Source organism: Streptomyces sp. NPDC001668 (assembly GCF_042893155.1).
In the GTDB taxonomy this organism is placed as follows: Bacteria; Actinomycetota; Actinomycetes; order Streptomycetales; family Streptomycetaceae; genus Streptomyces.
This window is the reverse complement of sequence record NZ_JBIAUQ010000003.1, coordinates 363,666-388,018: the sequence shown is the minus strand read 5'-3', so window position 1 is coordinate 388,018 and position 24,353 is coordinate 363,666. Positions and strand designations below refer to the sequence as shown.

Genomic DNA, 24,353 nt, shown 5'->3' with positions numbered 1-24,353 from the left:
CGCCCGCCTTTTCCTTTCATTCGCAGTACAGGAGCCCTGAGATGTTCGAGGCCGTCGAGGAACTCGTCGGTGAGCACGCCGACCTGGAGAAGAAGCTCGCCGATCCGTCGGTCCACTCCGACCAGGCCAACGCGCGCAAGCTGAACAAGCGCTACGCCGAGCTCACCCCGATCGTCGCCACGTACCGCTCCTGGAAGCAGACCGGCGACGACATCGAGACCGCGCGCGAACTGGGCGCCGACGACCCGGAGTTCGCCGCCGAGGTCAAGGAGCTGGAGAAGGCCCGCGAGGAGCTGACGGAGAAGCTGCGCCTCCTCCTCGTGCCGCGCGACCCCAGCGACGACAAGGACGTCATCCTCGAGATCAAGGCGGGCGCCGGCGGTGACGAGTCCGCCCTGTTCGCCGGTGACCTGCTGCGCATGTACCTGCGCTACGCCGAGCGCGTCGGCTGGAAGACCGAGATCATCGACGCCACCGAGTCCGAGCTGGGCGGCTACAAGGACGTCCAGGTCGCCGTGAAGACCAAGGGCGGCAACGGCGCCACCGAGCCCGGCCAGGGTGTCTGGGCCCGCCTGAAGTACGAGGGCGGTGTGCACCGCGTGCAGCGTGTCCCCGCGACCGAGTCCCAGGGGCGCATCCACACCTCCGCGGCCGGTGTGCTGGTCACCCCCGAGGCGGAGGAGGTCGACGTGGAGATCAACCCCAACGACCTCCGCATCGACGTCTACCGCTCCTCCGGGCCCGGCGGGCAGTCCGTCAACACGACCGACTCCGCGGTGCGCATCACGCACATTCCCACCGGAGTCGTCGCCTCCTGCCAGAACGAGAAGAGCCAGCTGCAGAACAAGGAGCAGGCCTTGCGTATCCTGCGCTCCAGGCTGCTCGCGGCGGCGCAGGAGGAGGCGGAGCGCAATGCCGCCGACGCCCGGCGCAGCCAGGTCCGCACCGTCGACCGCTCCGAGAAGATCCGGACGTACAACTACCCGGAGAACCGCATCTCGGACCACCGCGTCGGCTTCAAGTCGTACAACCTGGACCAGGTCCTGGACGGCGACCTCGACGCGGTGATCCAGGCCTGCGTCGACGCGGACTCGGCGGCGAAGCTGGCGGCCGCGTAAGACTGCGCAGGCCGCGCAAGGGGGCGTCGGTGGAGTCGGACCGGAGGAAGGACGCGGTGCCTGGTTAGCTGAGCCGAGCGGGGACCGGTGGGCGCGGCCGCACGGCGGTGCGTCGGTGACCGCCGACGACGCGGCAGCCGCGTGCACCCGGCCCGTGACCCGGGCCCGACCCGGGGGCACCCCCTTAAGGTACGTACGCACGACCGAGTACGACACGGAGGACTTGCGTGAACCTGCTGCTCGCAGAGGTGGCCCAGGCCACCCAGCGGCTGGCCGACGCCGGCGTGCCCTCGCCGCGCAACGACGCGGAGGAGCTCGCCGCGTTCGTGCACGGCGTGAAGCGGGGCGAGCTGCACTCCGTGAAGGACGCGGACTTCGACGCCCGCTACTGGGAGACCATCGCGCGCCGTGAACAGCGCGAACCGCTCCAGCACATCACCGGCCTCGCCTACTTCCGCTACCTCGAACTCCAGGTGGGGCCCGGGGTGTTCGTGCCGCGTCCCGAGACCGAGTCCGTGGTCGGCTGGGCCATAGACGCCGTCCGCGCGATGGACGTCGTCGAGCCGTGCATCGTCGACCTGTGCACCGGCTCCGGCGCCATCGCGCTCGCCCTCGCCCAGGAGGTCCCGCGCTCCCGCGTGCACGCCGTGGAGCTGTCCGAGGAAGCCCTCCGGTGGACCCGTAAGAACGTCGAGGGGTCCAGGGTCGACCTGCGCCAGGGCAACGCCCTGGACGCCTTCCCCGACCTCGACGGCCATGTCGACCTGGTCATCTCCAACCCGCCCTACATCCCGCTCACCGAGTGGGAGTACGTCGCCCCCGAGGCGCGGGACTACGACCCCGAACTCGCCCTGTTCTCCGGCGAGGACGGCCTCGACCTCATCCGCGGTCTGGAACGCACCGCACACCGGCTCCTGCGCCCCGGCGGCGTCGTCGTCATCGAGCACGCCGACACCCAGGGCGGCCAGGTGCCGTGGATCTTCACCGAGGAGCGGGGCTGGGCCGACGCGGCCGACCACCCCGACCTCAACAACCGCCCCCGGTTCGCCACGGCCCGCAGAGCGATGCCGTGAGCACGCCCCCCACTTCAATCCCGCAGTACGTGTACGAGGAGGCCCGCTAGATATGGCACGGCGATACGACACCAACGACGCGACCGACCGCACGACCGGTCTGCGCGAAGCCGCGTCCGCCGTCCGCCGTGGCGAGCTCGTGGTCCTCCCGACCGACACGGTGTACGGCATCGGCGCCGACGCGTTCTCCTCCGAGGCCGTCCATGACCTCCTGGAGGCCAAGGGCCGGGGGCGCAACATGCCCACCCCCGTGCTGATCGGCTCCCCGAACACCCTCCACGGTCTCGTCACCGACTTCTCCGAACTGGCCTGGGAGCTCGTCGACGCGTTCTGGCCGGGCGCGCTCACGCTCGTCGCCAAGCACCAGCCGTCCCTCCAGTGGGACCTGGGTGACACGAGGGGCACGGTGGCCGTCCGGATGCCGCTGCACCCCGTCGCCATCGAGCTGCTGACCGAGGTCGGTCCCATGGCGGTCTCCTCCGCCAACCTGACCGGCCACCCGTCGCCGGAGAACTGCGACGCCGCGCAGGAGATGCTCGGCGACTCGGTCTCCGTCTACCTCGACGGCGGCCCGACCCCCGGCAACGTCCCCTCCTCGATCGTCGACGTCACCCGCGAGGTGCCCCTGCTGCTGCGCGCGGGCGCGATCTCCGCGGACGAGCTCAGGAAGGTCGTACCCGACCTCGAGGTGGCGAATTGACGGCCCCTGACGCGGGGCGTGGCATATGGGACGGGGAAGAGACGCGGACCTTCACAGGGCTCCCGCGTGACAGCTTCCGCATCCTCCACGTCAGCACCGGCAACGTCTGCCGCTCGCCGATCACCGAGCGGCTGACCCGGCATGCCCTGGCGGACCGGCTCGGCGACCCGCTGTGGGGCGGCCTGGTCGTGGAGAGCGCGGGGACCTGGGGCCACGAGGGCGCGCCCATGGAGGCCAACGCGGAGACCGTCCTTGCCGAGTTCGGCGCGGACCCCTCCGGCTTCACGGGGCGCGAGCTGCTGGACGAACACGTGATCATGGCGGACCTGGTCCTGACCGCCACCCGCGACCACCGCCAGCAGGTCATCTCGATGGGCCACTCGGCGGGCCTGCGCACCTTCACGCTGAAGGAGTTCACCCGCCTGGTGAAGGCGATCGACACGGCGACCCTGCCTCCCCTGGAGGAGGGCCTGGTGATCCGCGCACGCGCCCTGGTCCGCGCCGCGGCGGCTCTACGCGGGTGGCTCCTGGCCCCGACCGCCGAGGCCGACGAGGTCTTCGACCCGTACGGCGCCCCCCTGCCCTTCTTCCGCTCGATCGGGGACGAGATAAACGAGGCGCTGGATCCGGTGGTGACGGCGCTTACGGGGGTTCCCGCGCGCACGTGACGCGGGCAGGGCGGGGCGGGGCGGGGGCCGAACGGGGTCCGGACAGCGTGGTCACCCGCGGGCGCCGGTGTACCCGCAAGGGCGTAACGACCGGGCGCCCCACCGGCCCCGGGCCTACATTGGGTGTACGTCATCGTCGACGCCCCGGAGCCCACCATGTCGGTCACCCATGCCCCTGAGACCGCCGACGTCCTCGCGCGGCAGGACCCCGAGCTGGCCGGGATCCTGCTCGGGGAGCTCGACCGGCAGTCGTCGACGCTCCAGCTCATCGCCGCCGAGAACTTCTGCTCGCCGGCCGTGCTGGCCGCGCTCGGCTCGGCGCTGGCCAACAAGTACGCCGAGGGCTATCCCGGCGCCCGGCACCACGGCGGCTGCGAGATCGTCGACGTCGCCGAGCGGCTCGCGGTGGAGCGGGCGAAGACGCTGTTCGGCGCCGAACACGCCAACGTGCAGTCCCACTCCGGCTCTTCGGCGGTCCTGGCCGCCTACGCCGCCCTCCTGCGCCCCGGCGACACGGTCCTCGCCCTCGGCCTGCCCTACGGCGGTCACCTCACCCACGGCTCGCCCGCCAACTTCTCCGGCCGCTGGTTCGACTTCGTCCCCTACGGCGTCGACGCCGAGACCGGACTCATCGACCACGACCAGGTGCGCACGCTGGCCCGCAGCCATCGGCCCAAGGCGATCGTGTGCGGCTCCATCGCCTACCCCCGGCACATCGACTACGCCTTCTTCCGCGAGGTCGCCGACGAGGTGGGCGCCTACCTCATCGCCGACGCCGCCCACCCGATCGGGCTCGTCGCCGGGGGAGCGGCGCCCAGTCCGGTGCCGTACGCCGACGTCGTCTGCGCCACCACGCACAAGGTGCTGCGCGGCCCCCGCGGCGGGATGATCCTCTGCGGGAGCGAACTGGCCGAGCGGGTCGACCGGGCCGTCTTCCCGTTCACCCAGGGCGGCGCGCAGATGCACACCATCGCCGCGAAGGCGGTCGCGTTCGGGGAGGCGGCGACACCGGCGTTCGGCGCGTACACCCATCAGGTGGTCGCCAACGCGCGGGTCCTGGCGGCCGGGCTGGCCGCACAGGGGCTCGTCGTCACCACCGGCGGGACCGACACCCACCTCGTGACGGCCGATCCGGCGCCGCTCGGTGTCGACGGGCGGACGGCGAGGGGCCGGCTCGCGGCCGCCGGCATGGTGCTCGACTGCTGTGCGCTGCCTCACGCGGACAGCCGCGGACTGCGCCTCGGGACGGCCGCCGTCACCACCCAGGGCATGGGCGAGAAGGAGATGGAGCGGATCGCCGCCCTGCTCGCGGGGGTGGTGCGCGGCGAGGCCGAGAGCGTCCGGGCACGTGAAGAAGTGCGGGATCTGGTCGGCGGATTTCCGCCGTATCCGGGCTGAGCGGGGGTATCCGCACCTGCGTGCACAGCCGCACGTGCAACCATCGGCTCTACCCGGAAGTCCACAACCATATGCGTGCGTCGCTAGGGTGTGGGGCTGAGATGGCCAGCGAGACCTGTGGGGAAGCCTGTGCGTGAATACCTGCTGACGCTCTGCATCACGGCCGCGGTGACGTATCTGCTGACAGGGCCGGTACGGAAGTTCGCGATCGTGGCCGGAGCGATGCCGGAGATCAGGGCCCGTGACGTGCACCGGGAACCGACTCCGCGGCTCGGCGGTATCGCCATGTTCTTCGGACTGTGCGCGGGCCTGCTGGTCGCCGACCACCTGACCAACCTCAGCGAGGTCTTCGAGAAGTCGAACGAACCGCGCGCCCTGCTCTCCGGCGCGGCCCTGATCTGGCTGATCGGTGTCCTGGACGACAAGTTCGAGATCGACGCCCTGATCAAGCTGGGCGGTCAGATGATCGCCGCCGGCGTGATGGTCATGCAGGGTCTGACGATCCTGTGGCTGCCCATCCCCAGCGTCGGCTCGGTCGCGCTGACCCAGTGGCAGGGCACCCTGCTGACGGTCGCGCTCGTCGTCATCACCATCAACGCGGTGAACTTCGTCGACGGCCTCGACGGTCTCGCGGCCGGCATGGTCTGCATCGCGGCGGCGGCGTTCTTCCTGTACGCCTACCGGATCTGGTACTCGTACGGCATCGAGGCGGCCGCCCCGGCGACGCTGTTCTCGGCGATCCTGATGGGCATGTGCCTGGGCTTCCTGCCGCACAACATGCACCCGGCGCGGATCTTCATGGGCGACTCCGGCTCGATGCTCATCGGCCTGGTGCTGGCCGCGGGCGCGATCTCCATCACCGGGCAGATCGACCCGGACGCGCTGAAGCTGTTCGCCGGGTCCGAGAAGGCGGCCGTGCACCAGACGGTCCCCGTCTACATCCCGCTGCTGCTGCCGCTGACCATCATCGCGGTGCCGGCCGCCGACCTGATCTCCGCGATCGTGCGCCGCACCTGGCGCGGCCAGTCGCCGTTCGCCGCGGACCGGGGGCATCTGCACCACCGGCTCCTGGAGATCGGCCACTCGCACAGCCGGGCCGTGTGGATCATGTACTTCTGGTCGGCGCTGATCGCGTTCGGCTCGCTCGCCTACTCGGTCAACTCGGCGTCCATGTGGATCGTGCTGGGTGTCGTGTTCCTCAGCGCGATCGGTCTCGTGCTGCTCCTGCTGCCGCGGTTCACGCCGCGCGTCCCGATGTGGGCCCAGCACATCGTGCCGCCGCGCTACCGCCGTAGGCGTCCCGTGGCCGCGGAGCCCGTGGAGGTGGAGCGCACGCCGGTGGGCGCGGGGGTGGCGGGTGTCAACGGCGCGACCGCGCTGAGCGCCCGTTCGCACGTCCCGGAGAGGCGTAAGGCCGAGACCTCGCGCTGACGCCCAAGGTAAGAATCTGACTAAAGCATTGCCAACGCGTGGGAGTTCGGCGGGGCGACAAACCGCCCTTATACCAGACAAGTCGACCGTGTTTCTGCGCAGACGCGCAGCTTCACTCTCATGTGTGACACCTGGCACACCATCTAGGTAAAGACCGCATCAAATAGTTTGTGATACGGTTCACGAGAACCCGGGGCAGAGCCGAAGGACCGTAGTGCGACGGTCCCTTGGCGTGAGGGTCACTCTCAGCCCGGGACTACGCTCGTCCATGACGACACACCCCCCCTTTGAAAGCGGAGTTGCCGCCATGCCGTCCAACGACGTCCGGATCCTGGCTCAGGCCGCCGTGCCCACGGCCGCCGTCGGCGCTGTCGCCGCCGTCGTCAGCGGTGTGGTCGTCGGCGGCAAGGGCGCGATCGGGGCCGGGGTGGCGACGCTGATCGTGATCCTGTTCATGGGAATCGGTCTCTACGTCCTGCAGCGCACTGCCAAATCGCTTCCGCACCTCTTCCAGGCGATGGGCCTGATGCTCTACACGGCTCAGATCCTGCTGCTGTTCGTCTTCGTCGCGGTGTTCAAGAACACCACGCTGTTCCACCCCAAGGCTTTCGCTCTCACGCTCGTCGCCGGCACCCTCACCTGGATCGCCGCACAGACACGCGCCCACATGAAGTCCAAGATCCTCTACGTCGAACCCGATTCGGGCACCAAGTCCGAAAAAACCGGGCACTCGTCGTGAGAGGTAGGGCCGGGATAAATGCGACTGAGAGACCCTGCTATCGTCCGGTGCCAACTGCGGCATCGCGGGCGCGGGCATCCGAGCTGACGCCTGCTCGAACGCGAGGCTCGATGCCCCCCGGCCGCCCCCACATCCGTTACACCAGTCCCGTGCCGAACTGCGGCCTACCGCCGCGCCGACACAACGAGGTTGCCGTACCTATGCGCCACGACGAAGGAGCCCGCGGTGAGTGCTGACCCGACGCAGACGCTCGCTTTCGACACGAGCTGTCACCTGTTCGACGGGTGTGGCTTCCCGGCTCCGGGCCTGCACTCGTTCATGTTCGAGCCCCTCTGGGGCGACGCGGACGGCAACGGCCTCTACTTCAACAAGCCGATGCTGCTCGCCCTGCTCGGCTCCGTCATCATCGTGGGCTTCTTCTGGGCCGCCTTCGCCCGCCCGAAGGTCGTCCCCGGCAAGCTCCAGATGATCGCCGAGGCCGGCTACGACTTCGTCCGCCGCGGCGTCGTCTACGAGACGATCGGCAAGAAGGAGGGCGAGAAGTACGTCCCGCTCGCCGTCTCGCTGTTCTTCTTCATCTGGATGCTCAACCTGTGGTCGATCGTCCCCGTCGCCTCCTTCCCGGTGACGTCGATCATCGCCTACCCGGCCATCCTGGCCGCGATCGTCTACGTCACCTGGGTCTCGCTGACCTTCAAGCGGCACGGTTTCGTCGGCGCCTTCAAGAACTTCACCGGCTACGACAAGTCGCTGGGCGCGGTGCTCCCGCTGTCGATGACGATCGAGCTCGCCTCGAACCTGCTGGTGCGGCCCTTCACGCACGCGGTGCGACTCTTCGCGAACATGTTCGCCGGCCACACCCTGCTGCTGCTCTTCACGATCGCCAGCTGGTACATGCTGAACGGCATCGGCATCGCCTACTCCGCCGTCTCGTTCGTGATGGTCATCGTGATGACGGCCTTCGAGCTCTTCATCCAGGCCGTCCAGGCGTACGTCTTCGTGCTCCTGACCTGCACCTTCATCCAGGGCGCGCTCGCCGAGCACCACTGAGCACCGCCCCCGCCACACCCCAAGAGACATCCGGTGGCCAACCCCCACCGGTCACTGAAAGAGAAGGAAGAACCGGCATGTCCGCTCTCCAGACCCTCGCTGCGGTCGAAGGCAACCTCGGCTCCATCGGTTACGGCCTCGCCGCGATCGGCCCGGGCGTCGGCGTCGGCATCATCTTCGGCAACGGCACCCAGGCTCTCGCCCGCCAGCCCGAGGCGGCCGGCCTCATCCGCGGTAACCAGATCCTCGGCTTCGCGTTCTGTGAGGCGCTGGCCCTCATCGGCCTCGTCATGCCGTTCGTCTACTAAGACGAACCACGACGACAGCCCCATTCGACGAAAGGCACTGATGTGAACCACGCACTGGTTCAGCTGGCGGCCGAGGCGGAGAAGGAGAACCCCCTCATTCCGCCGTGGCCGGAGCTCGTCATCGGCCTGATCGCCTTCGTCATCGTCTTCGGCTTCCTCGCCAAGAAGCTCCTCCCGACCATCAACAAGGTTCTGGAAGAGCGTCGCGAGGCCATCGAGGGCGGTATCGAGAAGGCCGAGGCCGCGCAGACCGAGGCCCAGAGCGTCCTTGAGCAGTACAAGGCACAGCTCGCCGAGGCCCGCCACGAGGCCGCGCGCCTGCGCCAGGAGGCTCAGGAGCAGGGCGCCACGCTCATCGCCGAGATGCGCGCGGAAGGCCAGCGGCAGCGCGAGGAGATCGTCGCCGCCGGTCACGCGCAGATCGAGGCCGACCGCAAGGCCGCCGCGTCCGCGCTGCGCCAGGACGTCGGCAAGCTCGCCACCGACCTGGCCGGCAAGCTCGTCGGTGAGTCCCTCGAGGACCACGCCCGGCAGAGCCGCGTGATCGACCGCTTCCTCGAGGACCTCGAGGAGACGGCTGAGGCGGCTCGATGAGTATGCACGGAGCGAGCCGCGAGGCCCTGGCAGCCGCACGCGAGCGTCTCGACGCGCTGACGGACTCGACGTCCGTGGACGCCGGCTCGCTCGCCGACGAGCTGGCCGCCGTCACCGCGCTGCTCCACCGCGAGGTGTCGCTGCGTCGGGTCCTGACCGACCCGGCGCAGGCCGGCGAGGCCAAGGCCGAACTGGCCCAGCGCCTGATCGGCACGCAGGTCGGCGCCGCCGCCGCGGACCTGGTGTCCGGCATGGTGCGCTCCCGCTGGTCGCAGTCGCGCGACCTGGTGGACGCGCTGGAGCAGCTGGCCGACCTGGCCGACCTCACCGCCGCGCAGCGGCGGGGCAAGCTCGACAACGTCGAGGACGAGCTGTTCCGGTTCGGCCGGATCGTCACCTCGAACACCGAGCTGCGCGCCGCGCTGACCAACCGCTCCGCGACGGCCTCGGCCAAGCGTGAGCTGCTCGGCAGCCTGCTCGGTGGCCGCGCCGATGCGGTGACCGAGCGTCTGGTCACGCGCCTCGTGTCCGCGCCCCGGGGACGTAGCCTGGAGTCGGGCCTCGAGGCCCTGTCCAAGCTCGCCGCCGAGCGCCGGGACCGCATGGTGGCCGTGGTCACCTCGGCGGTGCCGCTGAGCGACCGGCAGAAGCAGCGTCTGGGCGACGCCCTGGCGAAGCTCTACGGCCGTCAGATGCACCTCAACCTCGACGTGGACCCCGAGGTCCTCGGCGGGATCCGGGTGCAGGTCGGCGACGAGGTCATCAACGGCTCGATCGCGGACCGCATCGAGGACGCCGGCCGCCGCCTGGCGGGCTAGCAGCAACTTCATAGCAGTACGTACGGACGACGGCCCTGGTTGGGCCGTACATGAAGAATCCTGGGGGTCGCCCCCAGACCCCCAAAGTGAAACTTCGGGCCCAACAAGGAGAGCAGGGAACCCAGATGGCGGAGCTCACGATCCGGCCGGAGGAGATCCGGGACGCGCTGGAGAACTTCGTCCAGTCGTACAAGCCGGACGCGGCCTCGCGCGAGGAGGTCGGTACGGTCACCCTTGCCGGCGACGGCATCGCGAAGGTCGAGGGTCTGCCCTCGGCCATGGCCAACGAACTGCTGAAGTTCGAGGACGGCACCCTCGGCCTCGCGCTCAACCTGGAAGAGCGCGAGATCGGCTGCGTCATCCTCGGTGAGTTCAGCGGCATCGAGGAGGGTCAGCCGGTCACCCGTACCGGCGAGGTCCTCTCCGTGGCCGTCGGCGAGGGCTACCTCGGCCGCGTCGTCGACCCGCTCGGTGCCCCGATCGACGGCCTCGGCGAGATCGAGACCAGCGGTCGCCGCGCGCTTGAGCTGCAGGCTCCGGGCGTCATGGCCCGTAAGTCGGTGCACGAGCCGATGGAGACCGGCTACAAGGCCGTCGACGCGATGACCCCGATCGGCCGTGGCCAGCGTCAGCTGATCATCGGTGACCGTCAGACCGGCAAGACCGCCCTGGCCGTCGACACGATCATCAACCAGCGTGACAACTGGCGCTCCGGCGACCCGAAGAAGCAGGTCCGCTGCGTCTACGTCGCCATCGGCCAGAAGGGCTCGACCATCGCCTCCGTGCGTGGCGCCCTCGAAGAGGCCGGCGCGCTGGAGTACACGACCATCGTCGCCGCCCCGGCGTCCGACCCGGCCGGCTTCAAGTACCTGGCGCCGTACACCGGTTCGGCCATCGGCCAGCAGTGGATGTACGAGGGCAAGCACGTCCTCATCATCTTCGACGACCTCTCGAAGCAGGCCGACGCCTACCGCGCCGTGTCCCTGCTGCTGCGCCGCCCGCCGGGGCGCGAGGCCTACCCGGGTGACGTCTTCTACCTGCACTCCCGTCTGCTGGAGCGCTGCGCGAAGCTCTCCGACGAGATGGGCGCCGGTTCGATGACCGGTCTGCCGATCGTCGAGACCAAGGCCAACGACGTCTCGGCGTTCATCCCGACCAACGTCATCTCCATCACCGACGGCCAGTGCTTCCTGGAGTCGGACCTGTTCAACGCCGGTCAGCGCCCCGCGCTGAACGTCGGTATCTCCGTCTCCCGAGTCGGTGGTTCCGCGCAGCACAAGGCGATGAAGCAGGTCTCCGGCCGCCTCCGCGTCGACCTCGCCCAGTTCCGTGAGCTGGAGGCGTTCGCCGCCTTCGGTTCCGACCTGGACGCCGCGTCGAAGGCGCAGCTGGAGCGCGGCCAGCGCATGGTCGAGCTGCTGAAGCAGGCCCAGTACCAGCCGATGGCGACCGAGGACCAGGTCGTCTCCGTCTGGGCCGGCACCACCGGCAAGATGGACGACGTCCCGGTCAACGACATCCGCCGCTTCGAGAAGGAGCTGCTGGAGTACCTGCACCGCAAGGAGCAGGGCCTCATGACCTCCATCAAGGAGGGCGGCAAGATGTCGGACGACACCCTCACCGCTGTTGCCGACGCGATCGCCGACTTCAAGAAGCAGTTCGAGACCTCGGACGGCAAGCTTCTCGGCGAGGACGCCCCGGCCGCGGCCAAGTGACGTAAGGAAGGGACCTGACTCATGGGAGCCCAGCTCCGGGTCTACAAGCGTCGCATCCGATCCGTCACCGCGACCAAGAAGATCACCAAGGCGATGGAGATGATCGCCGCCTCGCGCGTCATCAAGGCGCAGCGCAAGGTGGCGGCCTCCACGCCGTACGCGACCGAGCTCACCCGCGCGGTCACGGCGGTCGGTACCGGTTCGAACACCAGGCACCCGCTGACCACGCAGGCCGAGACGGTCACGCGGTCCGCGGTGCTGCTCCTGACGAGCGACCGCGGTCTCGCGGGCGCCTTCAACTCCAACGCCATCAAGCAGGCGGAGCGGCTCACCGAGCGGCTGGAGCGCGAGGGTCAGGAGGTCGAGATCTACATCGTCGGCCGCCGCGGTGTCGCGCACTTCAACTTCCGCGAGCGCAAGATCGCGGAGTCGTGGAGCGGCTTCACCGACGAGCCCACGTACGCGGACGCCAAGAAGGTCGCGGCCCCGCTGATCGAGGCCATCGAGAAGGACACGGCCGAGGGCGGCGTGGACGAGCTCCACATCGTCTTCACCGAGTTCGTCTCGATGATGACGCAGACGGCGCTCGACGACCGTCTGCTGCCGCTCAGCCTCGAAGAGGTGGCCAAGGAGGCGAAGCCGCAGGGCGAGATCCTCCCGCTCTACGACTTCGAGCCCTCGGCGGAGGACGTCCTCGACGCCCTGCTGCCGCGCTACGTGGAGAGCCGCATCTACAACGCGCTGCTCCAGTCGGCCGCCTCCAAGCACGCCGCCACGCGGCGCGCGATGAAGTCGGCCACCGACAACGCGGGAGAGCTCATCACCACGCTCTCCCGACTTGCCAACGCGGCCCGCCAGGCCGAAATCACCCAGGAAATCAGCGAGATCGTCGGTGGCTCCGCAGCCCTGGCCGACGCGTCCGCGGGGAGTGACAGGTAATGACGACGACAGTTGAGACGGCCGTTGCCACGGGCCGCGTCGCCCGGGTCATCGGCCCGGTCGTCGACGTGGAGTTCCCCGTCGACGCGATGCCGGAGATCTACAACGCCCTTCACGTCGAGGTGGCCGACCCGGCCCAGGACGGCGCGAAGAAGACGCTGACCCTGGAGGTCGCCCAGCACCTGGGTGACGGCCTGGTCCGCACCATCTCGATGCAGCCCACCGACGGTCTGGTCCGCCAGGCCGCCGTCACCGACACCGGCACGGGCATCACCGTCCCGGTCGGCGACTTCACCAAGGGCAAGGTGTTCAACACCCTCGGTGAGGTGCTGAACGTCGACGAGCAGTACGAGGGCGAGCGCTGGTCCATCCACCGCAAGGCCCCGAACTTCGACGAGCTTGAGTCGAAGACCGAGATGTTCGAGACCGGCGTCAAGGTCATCGACCTTCTCACCCCGTACGTCAAGGGTGGAAAGATCGGTCTGTTCGGTGGTGCCGGCGTCGGCAAGACGGTGCTCATCCAGGAGATGATCTACCGCGTCGCCAACAACCACGACGGTGTCTCCGTGTTCGCCGGTGTCGGTGAGCGCACCCGTGAGGGCAACGACCTCATCGAGGAGATGTCCGACTCGGGCGTCATCGACAAGACCGCGCTGGTCTTCGGCCAGATGGACGAGCCCCCGGGCACCCGTCTGCGCGTGGCCCTCGCCGGTCTGACCATGGCGGAGTACTTCCGCGATGTGCAGAAGCAGGACGTGCTGTTCTTCATCGACAACATCTTCCGCTTCACGCAGGCCGGTTCCGAGGTGTCGACCCTGCTCGGCCGTATGCCCTCCGCGGTGGGTTACCAGCCGAACCTGGCCGACGAGATGGGTCTCCTCCAGGAGCGCATCACCTCGACCCGTGGTCACTCGATCACCTCGATGCAGGCGATCTACGTCCCCGCGGACGACCTGACCGACCCGGCCCCGGCCACCACCTTCGCCCACCTCGACGCGACGACGGTTCTGTCCCGTCCGATCTCCGAGAAGGGCATCTACCCGGCCGTGGACCCGCTGGACTCCACGTCCCGGATCCTGGACCCGCGCTACATCGCGCAGGACCACTACGAGACGGCGATGCGCGTCAAGGGGATCCTCCAGAAGTACAAGGACCTCCAGGACATCATCGCGATCCTCGGCATCGACGAGCTCAGCGAGGAGGACAAGCTGGTCGTCCAGCGTGCCCGCCGCGTCGAGCGCTTCCTGTCCCAGAACACCCACGTCGCCAAGCAGTTCACCGGCGTCGACGGTTCGGACGTGCCGCTGGACGAGTCGATCACCGCGTTCAACGCGATCTGCGACGGCGAGTTCGACCACTTCCCGGAGCAGGCGTTCTTCATGTGCGGTGGCCTGGAGGACCTCAAGGCCAACGCCAAGGAGCTCGGCGTCTCCTGAGCATCGCGCTCGTCTGAGGGGGCGGGGCACGTCCCGCCCCCTCATTCACGCCCACTAGACTTGTAACCAACACCCGGCAGACCCGCCGGGTGGTGACCCGAGGAGCCACCTTGGCTGCTGAGCTGCACGTCGCGCTGGTCGCGGCCGACCGAGAGGTCTGGTCCGGCGAGGCCACCCTGGTCGTCGCGCGCACCACGTCCGGCGACATCGGCGTCATGCCCGGTCACCAGCCGCTGCTCGGTGTGCTGGAGTCGGGCCCGGTGACCATCCGTACGAGCGATGGCGGGACGGTCGTCGCCGCGGTGCACGGCGGTTTCATCTCGTTCGCCGACAACAAGCTGTCGCTGCTGGCCGAGATCGCCGAGCTGTCGGACGAGATCGACGTCCAGCGCGCGGAGCGGGAGCTGGAGCGCGCGAAGGCGGAGGGCGACGCCGCCGCCGAGCGTCGCGCGGACGTACGACTGCGCGCGGCGACTGCGCGCTGAACCAGCGCGGAGCCGTATGACGTCACTCAGCCGCGGCCGGCACCGGAGCGATCCGGAGCCGGTCGCGGCTGAGGCAGATCTGGATGTTTTTTCCGTTCCGTTACCTATTGAAGGTACCTAGGAGACGAGGAGGTCGGTGTCGATGGTCCTCGCTCTGACTGTGTGCGGAATCGTCGTGGCCCTGGTGGTGCTGGGGCTGTTCGTCTTCGGTCTGCGCCGCAGACTCATCCAGCGCTCCGGCGGCACCTTCGACTGTTCCCTGCGCTGGGACGTCCCGGAGAAGACCGACACCAGCGGCAAAGGCTGGAGCTACGGTGTCGCCCGCTACAACGGCGACCGTGTCGAGTGGTACCGCGTCTTCTCCTACGCCTATCGCCCGCGCCGCGTCCTGGAGCGGGCCGCGATCGAGGTGGCCGGCCGCCGGCTCCCCGAGGGGGAGGAGGAGCTGGCCCTCCTCTCCGACGCCGTGATCCTGACCTGCCTCCACCGCGGGACGCGTCTCGAACTGGCCATGAGCGAAGACGCGCTGACCGGTTTCCTCGCGTGGCTGGAGGCAGCTCCCCCCGGTCAGCGTGTCAACGTGGCCTGAGTCGAGAGTCACGGTGACGCTCCCGGGCCAGACGGCCAGGAGTGCCGCGACCGTCGTCCCCGTGAACATCCCCACATAGGCCGTCCTGGGCCTGACCGACGGGCTGCCGGAGTTTCGCCTGTTGTTGGACCTGCGATGCATTCATCCCCCCGAATGATTCATTCCGCTTGCGGTCGAGATAGCGATTGTTCCCGGTCGGAAGCCGTCCTTCGGCCGCTGATGGTCCCTCGGTGAGGGCCGAACGGCCCTGGGGGGAGTACGCCGAAGGCGCGCGGCACAGGCCACGCGCCCTCAGTGGAACAGTTCGGGTCAGCTCAGTCCGCTGTTGATGGCGCTCACCAGCTCGCCGCCCGCGGTGTCGCCGCTGAACTCCCAGAAGAACGCGCCGCCGAGGCCCTGGTTCTTGGCCCAGGTCATCTTCCCGGCGATCGTCGCGGGGGTGTCGTACGACCACCAGTTGTTGCCGCAGTAGGCGTATGCCGTGCCCGCGATGGTGCCGGTGGCGGGGCAGGACGTCTTGAGGATCTTGTAGTCCTCGATGCCCGCCTCGTAGGTGCCGGGTGCCGCGCCGGTCGCGCTGCCGCCGGGGGTGGCCTGGGTGACGCCGGTCCAGCCGCGGCCGTAGAAGCCGATACCCAGCAGGAGCTTCTTCGAGGCCACGCCCTTCGACTTCAGCTTGGCGATCGCGTCGGCCGAGTCGAAGCCCGCCTGCGGGATGCCGGCGTACGAGGTCAGCGGCGAGTGCGGGGCGGTCGGGCCCTGCGCGTTGAAGGCGCCGAAGTAGTCGTAGGTCATCACGTTGTACCAGTCGACGTACTGGGAGGCACCGCCGTAGTCGGCCGCGTCGATCTTGCCGCCGGAGGAGCCGTCGGCCGTGATGGCAGCGGTGACCAGGTAGTTCGGACCGAACTCCGAGCGCAGTGCCCCCATCAGGTTCTTGAAGGCGGCGGCCCCGCTGGTGTCACAGGTGAGACCGCAGGCGTTCGGGTACTCCCAGTCGATGTCGATGCCGTCGAAGACGTCCGCCCAGCGCGGGTCCTCGATGACCGACTTGCAGGAGGCGGCGAACGCGGCGGGGTTGGCCGCGGCCTGCGTGAAGCCGCCGGAGTAGGTCCAGCCGCCGAAGGAGTAGAGCACCTTGATGTTCGGGTACTTGGCCTTGAGCTCACGCAGTTGGTTGAAGTTGCCGCGCAGCGGCTGGTCCCAGGTGTCGGCGGTGCCGGAGACCGACTGGTCGGCGGTGTACGCCTTGTCGTAGGCGGCGTAGGTGTCGTCGACGACGCACTTGCCGTCCTTCACGTTGCCGAACGCGTAGTTGATGTGCGTGATCTTCGAGGCGGAGCCCGAGGTCACCAGGTTCTTGACGTGGTAGTTGCGGCCGTAGACGCCCCACTCGGTGAAGTAGCCGAGCTTGACCTTGTCACCGGTGGGCGGCGGGTCGGTGGTGCCGCCGGTGGTGTGCACGGCGACCGCGCCGCTGACCGGACCCGTCTGGTCGGCGGTGTCGCGGGCCTGCACGGTGTACGAGTAGTCGGTGCCGGCGGTGAGACCGGTGTCCGTGTACGAGGTGGTCGTCACGGTCGCCACCCTGGCGCCGTCGCGCAGCACGTCGTAGTTCTTGACGCCCTTGTCGTCGGTGGCGGCGCTCCAGGCCAGCTTCACCGAGGTGTTGGTGATGCCGGAGGCGGTGGGGGTGCCGGGGGCGGAGGGGGCCGCGTCTCCCGGGGTGGACCCGCCGTCACAACTGCCGCCGTTGAGCTTGCAGTTGGCAGGGGAGCCGCTGCCGGCGCCGTTGAAGCCGAAGGAGATGGAGGCACCGGGGGCGAGGGTGCCGTTCCAGGCCTTGTTCTTGGCGGTCCAGTGGGTGCCGGAGGAGGTGACGTCGGCGTCCCAGGCGGAGGTCACCGAGGTGCCGGAGGGGAAGTCCCACTCGACGGTCCAGGAACTGAGGCTGGTGGTACCGGTGTTCTTCACCGTCCACTTGCCTTCGAAGCCGGTGCCCCAGTCCTGGGTCTTGGCGTAGGTCGCCGTGGCGGAGGCCGCGGCCTGGGCGGGGCTCGCGAGACCGACCAGGCCGGCGAAGGGGAGCAACAGCGTCGCGAACCCGGCCGCGGCTCTGTGTCTGAAGCGCATCGTGCGCCTCCTAGGGGAGGAGTTGGGGCGTGACTGAGCCTCACGCCCACGGTGCCGCGAGAATAGAAAGGTCTGGACCACGGGTCAATAGGTCTGGACCACTCTGGTGCAAGACGCAACTAGACGCCCAACTCCTGTGCCAGTACGGCCGCTTGCACCCGGCTGCGCAGCTCCAGCTTCCCCAGCAGACGGCTGACGTGCGTCTTCACGGTGGCCTCGGCCATGTCGAGGCGCTCGGCGATGTCGGCATTGGACAGGCCCTCCCCGAGACAGGAGAGCACCTCGCGTTCCCGGCGGGTGAGGGTGTCGAGGACGGCGGGATCGACGGTCGGCTCCCGCACGGGCCTGGCGGCGAACTCCGAGATCAGACGGCGGGTCACGGCGGGCGCGATCAGCCCCTCGCCGCGCGCCACGGTCCGCACCGCTTCCAGCAGATCCCTGGCCTCCGTGTTCTTCAGCAGGAAACCCGCGGCACCGGCCCGCAGGGCCCCGAACACGTACTCGTCGTGATCGAAGGTGGTGAGTACGAGGACGTCCGCGAGCCCTTCCCCGACGACCTGCCGCGTCGCCGACACCCCGTCCAGACGCGGCATCTGGACGTCCATCAGCACCAGATCCGGTCGCAGCTCCCGGGCCAGCGCCACCGCCTGCTCACCGTCCGCCGCCTCACCGACCACCTCGATGCCGGGGGCGCTGCGCAGGATGAGGACGAGCCCGGCGCGGACGGCGGACTGGTCCTCGGCGACCAGGACACGGATCATTCGGATTCCCCTTCCGGTACGGGAAGCGTGGCGTGCACGGTCCACAGCGCGCCCCGCGGCCCGGCCCGGAACGTCCCTCCCAGCAGCGCGGCCCGCTCCCGCATCCCGACGAGCCCGGCGCCGGAACCCGGGGCGCGCGGCCCGTCCCGGTCGCCGTAGGGACTGCTCACCTCGACCGTCAGCTCACCGTCCCGCCGGGTGAGGCTCACCGTGACCCGGCCGGGGCAGGCGTGCTTGAGGGCGTTGGTCAGCGACTCCTGGACGATCCGGTAGGCGGCGAGTTCGACCGGCGCGGGCACGGTGCCGTGGTGGCAGGCGTCCAGGGTGACGTCCAGGCTGTTGGCGCGGGCTCCGTCGACGAGGGCGGTGAGGCCGTCGAGGGTGGGGACGGCGGAGGGTTCGTGGTCGCCGTCGCGCAGGATGCCGATCAGCCGGCGCATCTCGGCGAGCCCGTCGACGCTGTTCTCCCGGATGACCGTGAGGGCCTCGCGGGAGGTCGCGGGATCGTCGATGGACAGTGCGGCCGTGGAGTGGATGGCGATCGCCGAGAGGTGGTTGGCGACCATGTCGTGCAACTCCCGTGCCATCCGGGCGCGTTCGGCGGTGACGGCCTGGGCGCGGTCGATCTCGGCGAGCAGCGCGGTCTGTTCGGCGCGCAGCCTGGCCGCCTCGGCGGCGTCCCGGTGGTTGCGCACGATCCACCCGGTGGCGGCGGGCCCGTACGCCACCACCCCGACGACCACGCCGATCAGCAGCGCCTCCGGCACCCGCCACACCGCGAACGGCACCAGCGTCCCGGCCACGGTCAGCAGGCCGGTGATCCACTGGATGCGGCGGGCCGAGGCGAGCGGGCCGTACAGCACGGCCGCGTAGACGACGTCGGTGAACATCAGGATCGTGGCGAGGTTGCCCTGGGTCACGAGGTCGGCGCAGATCGCGGCGGTCCCGGTGAGCAGGGCCGCGCGAGGGGCCGTGCGGCGCAGCAGCTCGCACCCGGCCAGCACGGTGAGCGGCAGGAGGACCGGCCAGGGTCCGTCGAAGAGCGTGATCGGGTCGCTGGACGGGCGGGTCCCGAGGCCGATGCCCACCAGCAGCAGGCCGCCGAGCAGCCCGCCGACCGCGATGTACACGTCGAAGCGGTGCGGGCGGGGGAGGGCCATGACTCCCATCCAACACGGTGACCGCGCCCGCCGCCTGATCCCCGGGAACGGTCCTGGACTGCATCTTTCGATGTACGGCGGTTTCCTCACCGTCGACGACGAAAGGGACCGCGCACGTCGGCAGCCTGGAAGGGAGACGAAGGGAGCGGTCGTGATCGTCGGACTGATCGTCGCCTGTGAGGTGGCCTTCTGGGTGCTGCTGGCAGCCGGGCTGACCTTCCGCTACGGGCTGCGCATGCCGCGGGTCGGACTGGCCCTGCTGCTGTGCGAGCCGCTGCTGGAGCTCGTGCTGTTCGCGGTCACCGCGATCGACCTCAGGAACGGTGCCGAGCCCGACTGGAAGCACGGCCTGGCCGCCGTCTACATCGGTTTCACCGTGGGCCTCGGGCACTCGACGATCAAGTGGGCGGACGCCCGGGTCGCCCACCGGTTCGCGGGTGGCCCGCCGCCGGTGAAGCCGCCGAAGTACGGCACGGCCCGCGCCGTCCACGAGTGGAAGGTCGCGGGCCGCTGGATCCTTGCCGCGGTGGTCGCCGTGGTGCTGCTCCAGGCCGCGGTCTGGTACGTCGGCGACGGGCAGACCGACTCGCTGCGTGCCTGGCAGCAGCGCATGCTGTGGCTGATCGGCATCAACCTGGTCATCGCCGGCAGCTACACGCTGTTCCCGAAGCGCGAGCGCTAACGCTCCCCGCCAGGCACCCACAAGACGTCCCCCACATCCTTGTTGGCCGTCCGCGCCAAGATGAAGAGCAGGTCCGACAGGCGGTTCAGATAGGTGGCCGTGAGCGGGTTCATGTGATCGCCGTGGACCTCCAGCGCGGCCCACGTCGAGCGCTCGGCCCGGCGTACGACCGTGCAGGCCTGGTGGAGCAGGGCCGCGCCCGGGGTGCCGCCGGGGAGGATGAAGGAGCGGAGCTTCTCCAGCCGCTCGTTGAAGCGGTCGCAGTCCGCCTCCAGTTTGTCGACGTAGAACTGCTCGACCCGCAGGGGCGGGAACTCGGGGTTCTCGACGACGGGTGTCGAGAGGTCGGCCCCGACGTCGAACAGGTCGTTCTGGACGCGGGTGAGGACCTTGACGACCTCCTCCTCCAGGCCGCCCAGGGCGATCGCCGTGCCGATCACCGCGTTCGCCTCGTTGGCGTCGGCGTACGCGGAGATCCGCAGATCGGTCTTGGCGACCCGGCTCATGTCGCCGAGGGCGGTGGTGCCCTGGTCGCCGGTCCTGGTGTAGATGCGCGTCAGATTGACCATGAGGTCAGCGTAGTTACGCCCCGGCCGTCCGGAACACGCGTGTGCCCACCGTCACGGCGAGGACCGCGAGGCCGACGGCCACCAGGACGCCGTACAGCATGTGATCCGTCGTGTACGAGCCGACGTACGCGTCCCGCATCGCGTCCACCAGATAGCGGAACGGCATGAAGTGGGACAGGACGTCCAGCCAGGCCGGTCCCAGGGTCATCGGGAGCATCAGGCCGGACAGCAGCATGGACGGCATGCTGACCGCGTTGATCAGCGGGCCGAACTCCTGGGGTGTACGGACCTTCATCGCCAGCGCGTACGACAGCGAGGCCAGCGAGACGGTCAGCAGGGCGACGAACGCGAAGCCGATCAGGATCCCGGCCAGCGGTGCCCGCAGCCCCATCGCCACGGCGGCGAGCACCAGCAGCACCGCCTGGAAGACGAACACCGTCGCCTCCCGCAGCACCCTGCCCAGCAGCAGGGCGAGCCGGCTGACCGGAGTGACCCGCATCCGCTCCACCACGCCCTGGCCGTTCTCCAAAATGATCATGAAGCCCGCGAACAGCGCTCCGAAAAGCCCCAGTTGGAGCAGCAGCCCCGGCACCAGGACCTGCCAGGAATCGCCCCTCCCGCCGAGCGGGAGACCGGTGAGCAGCGGACCGAAGAACACCAGGTACAGCAAGGGCATCAGGACGCCGAACAGCAGCGCGAAGCGGGAGCGCAGGGACTGGCGCAGGTAGCGGCCGTAGATGATCGCGGTGTCGTGCAGAAGCATGGCTGTCCTATACGGCTACGGGGGCGGCGTCGGCCGGGACGGGACCCCGGCCGGTGATCGCGAGGAACGTGTCCTGGAGCGAGGCGTCGATCGAGCCGCCGTACTCCAGTTTCAGGGCGCTCGGGGTGCCCTCGGCCACGACCACGCCCCGGTCGACGATCACGAGGCGGTCGGAGAGGGCGTCGGCCTCGTCGAGGTAGTGGGTGGTCAGGAAGACGGTGGTGCCGTACTCGTCCCGCAGGCGGCGGACCAGGTCCCACAGGTCGGCGCGGCTCGCGGGGTCCAGCCCGGTCGTCGGCTCGTCGAGGAACAGCACCTTCGGGCGGTGCGTGAGTGCCATCGCGAGGTCGAGGCGGCGGCGCTGACCGCCGGAGAGCGTGCCGCACCTGCGGTCGAGCAGGTCGGTGAGATCCAGGTCGCCGGCCAACTCCGCGGCCCGGTCGGCGGCCTGGGCCTTGGTCAGGCGATACATGCGGCCCTGGGTGACCAGCTCCTCCCGCACGGTGATCTGTGGGTCGACCCCGCCGGACTGGGCCACGTAACCGCACACCCGGCGCACCCCCGCGGCGTCGCCGGCGAGGTCGTGCCCGGCGACGGTGGCCGAGCCGCCGGTGGGGGCCAGCAGGGTCGTGAGCATCCGGAGGGTGGTGGTCTTGCCGGCCCCGTTGGGACCGAGGAAGCCGAGGATCTCGCCCTCGCGGACGGTGAGGTCGATACCGCGCACGGCTTCGACGGGGCCGTGCCTGGTCTGGAAGGTGTGGGCCAGTCCGGCCGCACTGATGACGGTTGCCATGGAGCCAGGAAAACAGAGTCCCTGAAATTTTGCAATGACCCCAAAAATTAAACGTGCCCAGGAACGGGCTACGATGCGGTCATGGCAGAGGGGCTCAGGGAGCGGAAGAAGCGGCAGACCCGGCAGTACATCTCGGATGTCGCCACGGGCCTGTTCATCGAGCGCGGGTTCGACGCGGTCACCGTCGCCGAGATCGCCGACGCCGCGAACGTCTCCGTCAACACCGTCTACAACTACTTCCCGGCCAAGGAGGACCTCTTCTTCGACCGCTCCTCGGGCGTGGTCGACCGGCTCGCCCGATGGGTGCGCGGCCGCGGCAGGGGAGAGTCGGCCGCCGCCGCAGTCCTGCGCGAACTGCGTGAGGAGGTCGAGGCGGTCTCACCCCGGGTCGGACTGATGTCCGGTTACGCCGCCTTCATGCGGGTCATCGAGAACGCGCCCGCACTGCGCTCCCGGCTGTGGGCGCTCGGCCAGGAGGCGGAGGCCGGCCTCGAGGAGGCCCTGCGGGAGGAGACCGGCGCGGCCGGCGACGACCCGATGCCGGGCCTGATCGCCGGTCAGATCAGCTGGGTCCACAGCACGGTCATGGCGGTCATCGGCCGCGAGATGGTCAAGGGGCGCGAACCGGACGAAGTGTCACGAGAGGTGCTCGTGCTTCTCGATGACGTGGAGGAGTTGTTGAGCGATAAGGTGCTCAACTACGCCGTACGAGACCACTCGTGACAGCTACCGGTGTGATGTCCGTCAGATGAGACGTGACGCGCATTACTAACCGGTCACACAGCTCCTCACGAGCGCTAGTGTCCGCCGAAGAGGCAACGTAAACAGGGCGTAAGGCGTTTCAAAGGGGAGTCGCAACAGTGGCACGGAAGCTTGCCGTCATCGGCGCCGGCTTGATGGGTTCCGGCATCGCTCAGGTCTCCGCCCAGGCGGGCTGGGACGTGGTGCTCAGGGACGTCACCGACGAGGCGCTGAAGCGCGGCACCGACGGCATCAAGGCTTCGTACGACAAGTTCGTGAGCAAGGGGAAGCTGGAGGCGCACGACGCCGACGCCGCCCTCGCGCGGATCACCGCGACCACCGACCTGGACGCGGCCGCCGACGCCGACATCGTCGTCGAGGCCGTCTTCGAGAAGCTGGAAGTCAAGCACGAGATCTTCCGCACGCTCGACAAGATCGTGCGCCCGGACGCCGTGCTGGCGTCCAACACCTCCGCGATCCCGATCACCAAGATCGCGGCGGCCACCGAGCGGCCGGAGCGGGTCGTCGGCGTGCACTTCTTCTCGCCGGTGCCGATGATGCAGCTCGTCGAGCTGGTCCGCGGCTACAAGACGAGCGACGAAACCCTCGCCACCGCGCGCGAGTTCGCCGAGTCCGTCGGCAAGACCTGCATCGTCGTGAACCGGGACGTGGCGGGGTTCGTGACCACCCGTCTCATCTCCGCCCTCGTCGTCGAGGCGACCAAGCTCTACGAGTCGGGCGTCGCGACCGCCGAGGACATCGACCTCGCCTGCAAGCTGGGCTTCGGCCACGCCATGGGCCCGCTGGCGACGGCGGACCTGACCGGCGTCGACATCCTGCTGCACGCCACCAGCAACATCTACACCGAGTCCCAGGACGAGAAGTTCGCCCCGCCGGAGCTGATGCGCCGGATGGTGGACGCCGGTGACATCGGACGCAAGAGCGGGCAGGGCTTCTACAAGCACTGACGGCTTTTTCCGTCCCCGTAACCGCACAAGCCCCTCTGGTTTCACCCCGGGGGGTGAATTCGGTATCGGTTCGCTTACAGACGGCAACCTCCGACCGCTCAACGCAGTCAGAGGTGTCATCACTGGACATCACATTCGTGGAGTACTGCACGCACTCTCGGGGAGCGCATATGTACATCAGGGGCGACCACGCCGAGCTGGTCGTCGGGGGCCGCCTCGACGTCCGCAGCGCGGCGGACGCCCGTACGGTCCTGCACTCGGCCGTCGACGACGGAGTCGGCGACCTGGTGCTCGACCTGTCCGAGCTGGATTCCTGGGACGCCACCGGCCTCGGGGTGATCATGGGGGCCCACCGCAGGGCCGGCCGCTGCGGCCGCCGACTGGTGCTGCGCGACGTACCGCCGCAGATGCAGCGCCTGCTCGTCGCCACCCGGCTGCACCGGATCCTGGCGATCGAGGGCGGCATCGGCGTGGAGTCCCTGCCCCGCGTCTGACGCCGTTGACATGGCGAAACGCAGGCCCCGGGCAATCCTCACGAGACTGTGACGTCTCGGACGGCGCGGTACCCCGGGCTGTCGTAGATACTGTGCGAAGGTTTAGGGTTCGGTCGCCCGCTGCCACATTCCCTTCGAGCGGGCCCGGACCAGAAGCGACAGCGCTGTGTGCAGCAGGCCGGGAGGGGCCGCAAACGGCACACGAGACGCTTTTGGGGGGCTTGAACC

Annotated in this window: 26 protein-coding genes; 20 read left to right on the top strand and 6 right to left on the bottom strand. The window is 69.2% G+C overall.

Annotation, left to right across the window (positions count from 1 at the left end):
• Nucleotides 1–41 precede the first annotated feature (41 nt).
• From prfA to ACFYZ8_RS11330, 16 genes are all read left to right on the top strand, one after another.
• The gene (gene prfA, locus ACFYZ8_RS11405; protein WP_359033601.1) at nt 42–1,118 is read left to right on the top strand and encodes a peptide chain release factor 1; all 1,077 of its coding nucleotides are present in this window, start codon (nt 42–44) and stop codon (nt 1,116–1,118) included.
• Between the two features lie 227 nt (nt 1,119–1,345).
• Complete coding sequence (gene prmC, locus ACFYZ8_RS11400; protein WP_031040661.1) at nt 1,346–2,191, top strand: peptide chain release factor N(5)-glutamine methyltransferase; 846 nt, start codon at nt 1,346–1,348, stop codon at nt 2,189–2,191.
• A 52-nt stretch (nt 2,192–2,243) separates the two neighbouring features.
• Nucleotides 2,244–2,891 (top strand): L-threonylcarbamoyladenylate synthase, encoded by a 648-nt coding sequence (locus ACFYZ8_RS11395; protein WP_037721443.1) that lies wholly within the window; start codon nt 2,244–2,246, stop codon nt 2,889–2,891.
• On the top strand, nt 2,888–3,559 hold the full coding sequence (locus ACFYZ8_RS11390) for a protein-tyrosine-phosphatase (RefSeq protein WP_359033598.1): 672 nt from the start codon (nt 2,888–2,890) through the stop codon (nt 3,557–3,559). Before ACFYZ8_RS11395 ends, ACFYZ8_RS11390 begins: the two co-directional genes overlap by 4 nt.
• Before the next feature lie 156 nt (nt 3,560–3,715).
• Nucleotides 3,716–4,957, top strand: coding sequence for a serine hydroxymethyltransferase (glyA, locus tag ACFYZ8_RS11385; RefSeq protein ID WP_359033596.1), 1,242 nt, complete (start codon nt 3,716–3,718; stop codon nt 4,955–4,957).
• Between the two features lie 129 nt (nt 4,958–5,086).
• Nucleotides 5,087–6,388: an MraY family glycosyltransferase gene (locus tag ACFYZ8_RS11380; protein ID WP_388534477.1), complete on the top strand. Its 1,302-nt coding sequence runs from the start codon at nt 5,087–5,089 to the stop codon at nt 6,386–6,388.
• Nucleotides 6,389–6,695: 307 nt separating this feature from the next.
• Nucleotides 6,696–7,127 carry a hypothetical protein gene (locus ACFYZ8_RS11375; protein ID WP_388534475.1) on the top strand — a complete coding sequence of 144 codons (432 nt, stop codon included), beginning with the start codon at nt 6,696–6,698 and terminating at the stop codon, nt 7,125–7,127.
• A 225-nt stretch (nt 7,128–7,352) separates the two neighbouring features.
• Nucleotides 7,353–8,177: a F0F1 ATP synthase subunit A gene (atpB, locus tag ACFYZ8_RS11370; protein ID WP_123991662.1), complete on the top strand. Its 825-nt coding sequence runs from the start codon at nt 7,353–7,355 to the stop codon at nt 8,175–8,177.
• Between the two features lie 77 nt (nt 8,178–8,254).
• Nucleotides 8,255–8,485: an ATP synthase subunit C gene (locus ACFYZ8_RS11365; RefSeq protein ID WP_031040683.1), complete on the top strand. Its 231-nt coding sequence runs from the start codon at nt 8,255–8,257 to the stop codon at nt 8,483–8,485.
• 42 nt (nt 8,486–8,527) lie between these two features.
• On the top strand, nt 8,528–9,079 hold the full coding sequence (locus tag ACFYZ8_RS11360) for a F0F1 ATP synthase subunit B (protein WP_388534471.1): 552 nt from the start codon (nt 8,528–8,530) through the stop codon (nt 9,077–9,079).
• A 2-nt stretch (nt 9,080–9,081) separates the two neighbouring features.
• Nucleotides 9,082–9,897: a F0F1 ATP synthase subunit delta gene (locus ACFYZ8_RS11355; protein WP_359033723.1), complete on the top strand. Its 816-nt coding sequence runs from the start codon at nt 9,082–9,084 to the stop codon at nt 9,895–9,897.
• Between the two features lie 125 nt (nt 9,898–10,022).
• A complete protein-coding gene (gene atpA / locus ACFYZ8_RS11350; protein ID WP_007384724.1) occupies nt 10,023–11,612 on the top strand; it encodes a F0F1 ATP synthase subunit alpha in 1,590 nt (529 codons plus the stop codon).
• 21 nt (nt 11,613–11,633) lie between these two features.
• Nucleotides 11,634–12,551 carry a F0F1 ATP synthase subunit gamma gene (locus ACFYZ8_RS11345; protein ID WP_359033585.1) on the top strand — a complete coding sequence of 306 codons (918 nt, stop codon included), beginning with the start codon at nt 11,634–11,636 and terminating at the stop codon, nt 12,549–12,551.
• The gene (gene atpD / locus ACFYZ8_RS11340; protein ID WP_359033583.1) at nt 12,551–13,987 is read left to right on the top strand and encodes a F0F1 ATP synthase subunit beta; all 1,437 of its coding nucleotides are present in this window, start codon (nt 12,551–12,553) and stop codon (nt 13,985–13,987) included. The genes ACFYZ8_RS11345 and atpD overlap by 1 nt, the downstream gene beginning before the upstream one ends.
• A 110-nt stretch (nt 13,988–14,097) precedes the next feature.
• Entirely contained in the window at nt 14,098–14,472 is a 375-nt protein-coding gene (locus ACFYZ8_RS11335; protein ID WP_007384727.1) for a F0F1 ATP synthase subunit epsilon, read from the top strand.
• 142 nt (nt 14,473–14,614) lie between these two features.
• Entirely contained in the window at nt 14,615–15,061 is a 447-nt protein-coding gene (locus ACFYZ8_RS11330) for a DUF2550 domain-containing protein (protein WP_359033581.1), read from the top strand.
• A 309-nt stretch (nt 15,062–15,370) separates the two neighbouring features.
• Here ACFYZ8_RS11330 and ACFYZ8_RS11325 read toward each other — a convergent pair whose 3' ends face one another.
• The 3 genes from ACFYZ8_RS11325 to ACFYZ8_RS11315 all read right to left on the bottom strand — a co-directional run bounded on the left by ACFYZ8_RS11325 (nt 15,371) and on the right by ACFYZ8_RS11315 (nt 19,115).
• Nucleotides 15,371–17,194 carry a glycosyl hydrolase family 18 protein gene (locus tag ACFYZ8_RS11325; protein WP_388534465.1) on the bottom strand — a complete coding sequence of 608 codons (1,824 nt, stop codon included), beginning with the start codon at nt 17,192–17,194 and terminating at the stop codon, nt 15,371–15,373.
• 119 nt (nt 17,195–17,313) lie between these two features.
• Nucleotides 17,314–17,955, bottom strand: coding sequence for a response regulator (locus tag ACFYZ8_RS11320; protein WP_388534462.1), 642 nt, complete (start codon nt 17,953–17,955; stop codon nt 17,314–17,316).
• On the bottom strand, nt 17,952–19,115 hold the full coding sequence (locus ACFYZ8_RS11315; protein ID WP_388534459.1) for a sensor histidine kinase: 1,164 nt from the start codon (nt 19,113–19,115) through the stop codon (nt 17,952–17,954). Before ACFYZ8_RS11315 ends, ACFYZ8_RS11320 begins: the two co-directional genes overlap by 4 nt.
• Nucleotides 19,116–19,266: 151 nt before the next feature.
• Here ACFYZ8_RS11315 and ACFYZ8_RS11310 point away from each other — a divergent pair, with 151 nt between their 5' ends.
• A complete protein-coding gene (locus ACFYZ8_RS11310; RefSeq protein ID WP_359033721.1) occupies nt 19,267–19,797 on the top strand; it encodes a hypothetical protein in 531 nt (176 codons plus the stop codon).
• Here the strand turns inward: ACFYZ8_RS11310 and ACFYZ8_RS11305 are convergent.
• The 3 genes from ACFYZ8_RS11305 to ACFYZ8_RS11295 are packed head-to-tail and all read right to left on the bottom strand — an operon-like array spanning nt 19,794 to nt 21,922.
• Nucleotides 19,794–20,366, bottom strand: coding sequence for a cob(I)yrinic acid a,c-diamide adenosyltransferase (locus ACFYZ8_RS11305; RefSeq protein ID WP_388534457.1), 573 nt, complete (start codon nt 20,364–20,366; stop codon nt 19,794–19,796). The genes ACFYZ8_RS11310 and ACFYZ8_RS11305 overlap by 4 nt on opposite strands.
• Nucleotides 20,367–20,379: 13 nt before the next feature.
• A complete protein-coding gene (locus ACFYZ8_RS11300; RefSeq protein ID WP_359033571.1) occupies nt 20,380–21,129 on the bottom strand; it encodes an ABC transporter permease in 750 nt (249 codons plus the stop codon).
• Nucleotides 21,130–21,136: 7 nt separating this feature from the next.
• Entirely contained in the window at nt 21,137–21,922 is a 786-nt protein-coding gene (locus tag ACFYZ8_RS11295) for an ABC transporter ATP-binding protein (RefSeq protein ID WP_388534455.1), read from the bottom strand.
• A gap of 81 nt (nt 21,923–22,003) precedes the next feature.
• Here ACFYZ8_RS11295 and ACFYZ8_RS11290 point away from each other — a divergent pair, with 81 nt between their 5' ends.
• From ACFYZ8_RS11290 to ACFYZ8_RS11280, 3 genes are all read left to right on the top strand, one after another.
• Nucleotides 22,004–22,645 (top strand): TetR/AcrR family transcriptional regulator, encoded by a 642-nt coding sequence (locus tag ACFYZ8_RS11290; RefSeq protein ID WP_388534452.1) that lies wholly within the window; start codon nt 22,004–22,006, stop codon nt 22,643–22,645.
• 137 nt (nt 22,646–22,782) lie between these two features.
• Entirely contained in the window at nt 22,783–23,631 is an 849-nt protein-coding gene (locus ACFYZ8_RS11285) for a 3-hydroxyacyl-CoA dehydrogenase family protein (RefSeq protein ID WP_359033565.1), read from the top strand.
• A 170-nt stretch (nt 23,632–23,801) separates the two neighbouring features.
• Nucleotides 23,802–24,125, top strand: a complete 324-nt coding sequence (locus ACFYZ8_RS11280) for an STAS domain-containing protein (protein ID WP_031040714.1) — start codon at nt 23,802–23,804, stop codon at nt 24,123–24,125.
• Nucleotides 24,126–24,353: the final 228 nt, after the last annotated feature.

Bases quoted from the DNA above. Each gene is read 5' to 3' on its own strand.
- prfA (WP_359033601.1), top strand. From the start codon at position 42: ATGTTCGAGGCCGTCGAGGAACTCGTCGGTGAGCACGCCGACCTGGAG.
- ACFYZ8_RS11395 (WP_037721443.1), top strand. From the start codon at position 2,244: ATGGCACGGCGATACGACACCAACGACGCGACCGACCGCACGACCGGT.
- glyA (WP_359033596.1), top strand. From the start codon at position 3,716: ATGTCGGTCACCCATGCCCCTGAGACCGCCGACGTCCTCGCGCGGCAG.
- ACFYZ8_RS11375 (WP_388534475.1), top strand. From the start codon at position 6,696: ATGCCGTCCAACGACGTCCGGATCCTGGCTCAGGCCGCCGTGCCCACG.
- ACFYZ8_RS11365 (WP_031040683.1), top strand. From the start codon at position 8,255: ATGTCCGCTCTCCAGACCCTCGCTGCGGTCGAAGGCAACCTCGGCTCC.
- ACFYZ8_RS11355 (WP_359033723.1), top strand. From the start codon at position 9,082: ATGCACGGAGCGAGCCGCGAGGCCCTGGCAGCCGCACGCGAGCGTCTC.
- atpA (WP_007384724.1), top strand. From the start codon at position 10,023: ATGGCGGAGCTCACGATCCGGCCGGAGGAGATCCGGGACGCGCTGGAG.
- ACFYZ8_RS11345 (WP_359033585.1), top strand. From the start codon at position 11,634: ATGGGAGCCCAGCTCCGGGTCTACAAGCGTCGCATCCGATCCGTCACC.
- atpD (WP_359033583.1), top strand. From the start codon at position 12,551: ATGACGACGACAGTTGAGACGGCCGTTGCCACGGGCCGCGTCGCCCGG.
- ACFYZ8_RS11330 (WP_359033581.1), top strand. From the start codon at position 14,615: ATGGTCCTCGCTCTGACTGTGTGCGGAATCGTCGTGGCCCTGGTGGTG.
- ACFYZ8_RS11325 (WP_388534465.1), bottom strand. From the start codon at position 17,194: ATGCGCTTCAGACACAGAGCCGCGGCCGGGTTCGCGACGCTGTTGCTC.
- ACFYZ8_RS11320 (WP_388534462.1), bottom strand. From the start codon at position 17,955: ATGATCCGTGTCCTGGTCGCCGAGGACCAGTCCGCCGTCCGCGCCGGG.
- ACFYZ8_RS11315 (WP_388534459.1), bottom strand. From the start codon at position 19,115: ATGGCCCTCCCCCGCCCGCACCGCTTCGACGTGTACATCGCGGTCGGC.
- ACFYZ8_RS11305 (WP_388534457.1), bottom strand. From the start codon at position 20,366: ATGGTCAATCTGACGCGCATCTACACCAGGACCGGCGACCAGGGCACC.
- ACFYZ8_RS11300 (WP_359033571.1), bottom strand. From the start codon at position 21,129: ATGCTTCTGCACGACACCGCGATCATCTACGGCCGCTACCTGCGCCAG.
- ACFYZ8_RS11295 (WP_388534455.1), bottom strand. From the start codon at position 21,922: ATGGCAACCGTCATCAGTGCGGCCGGACTGGCCCACACCTTCCAGACC.
- ACFYZ8_RS11290 (WP_388534452.1), top strand. From the start codon at position 22,004: ATGGCAGAGGGGCTCAGGGAGCGGAAGAAGCGGCAGACCCGGCAGTAC.
- ACFYZ8_RS11280 (WP_031040714.1), top strand. From the start codon at position 23,802: ATGTACATCAGGGGCGACCACGCCGAGCTGGTCGTCGGGGGCCGCCTC.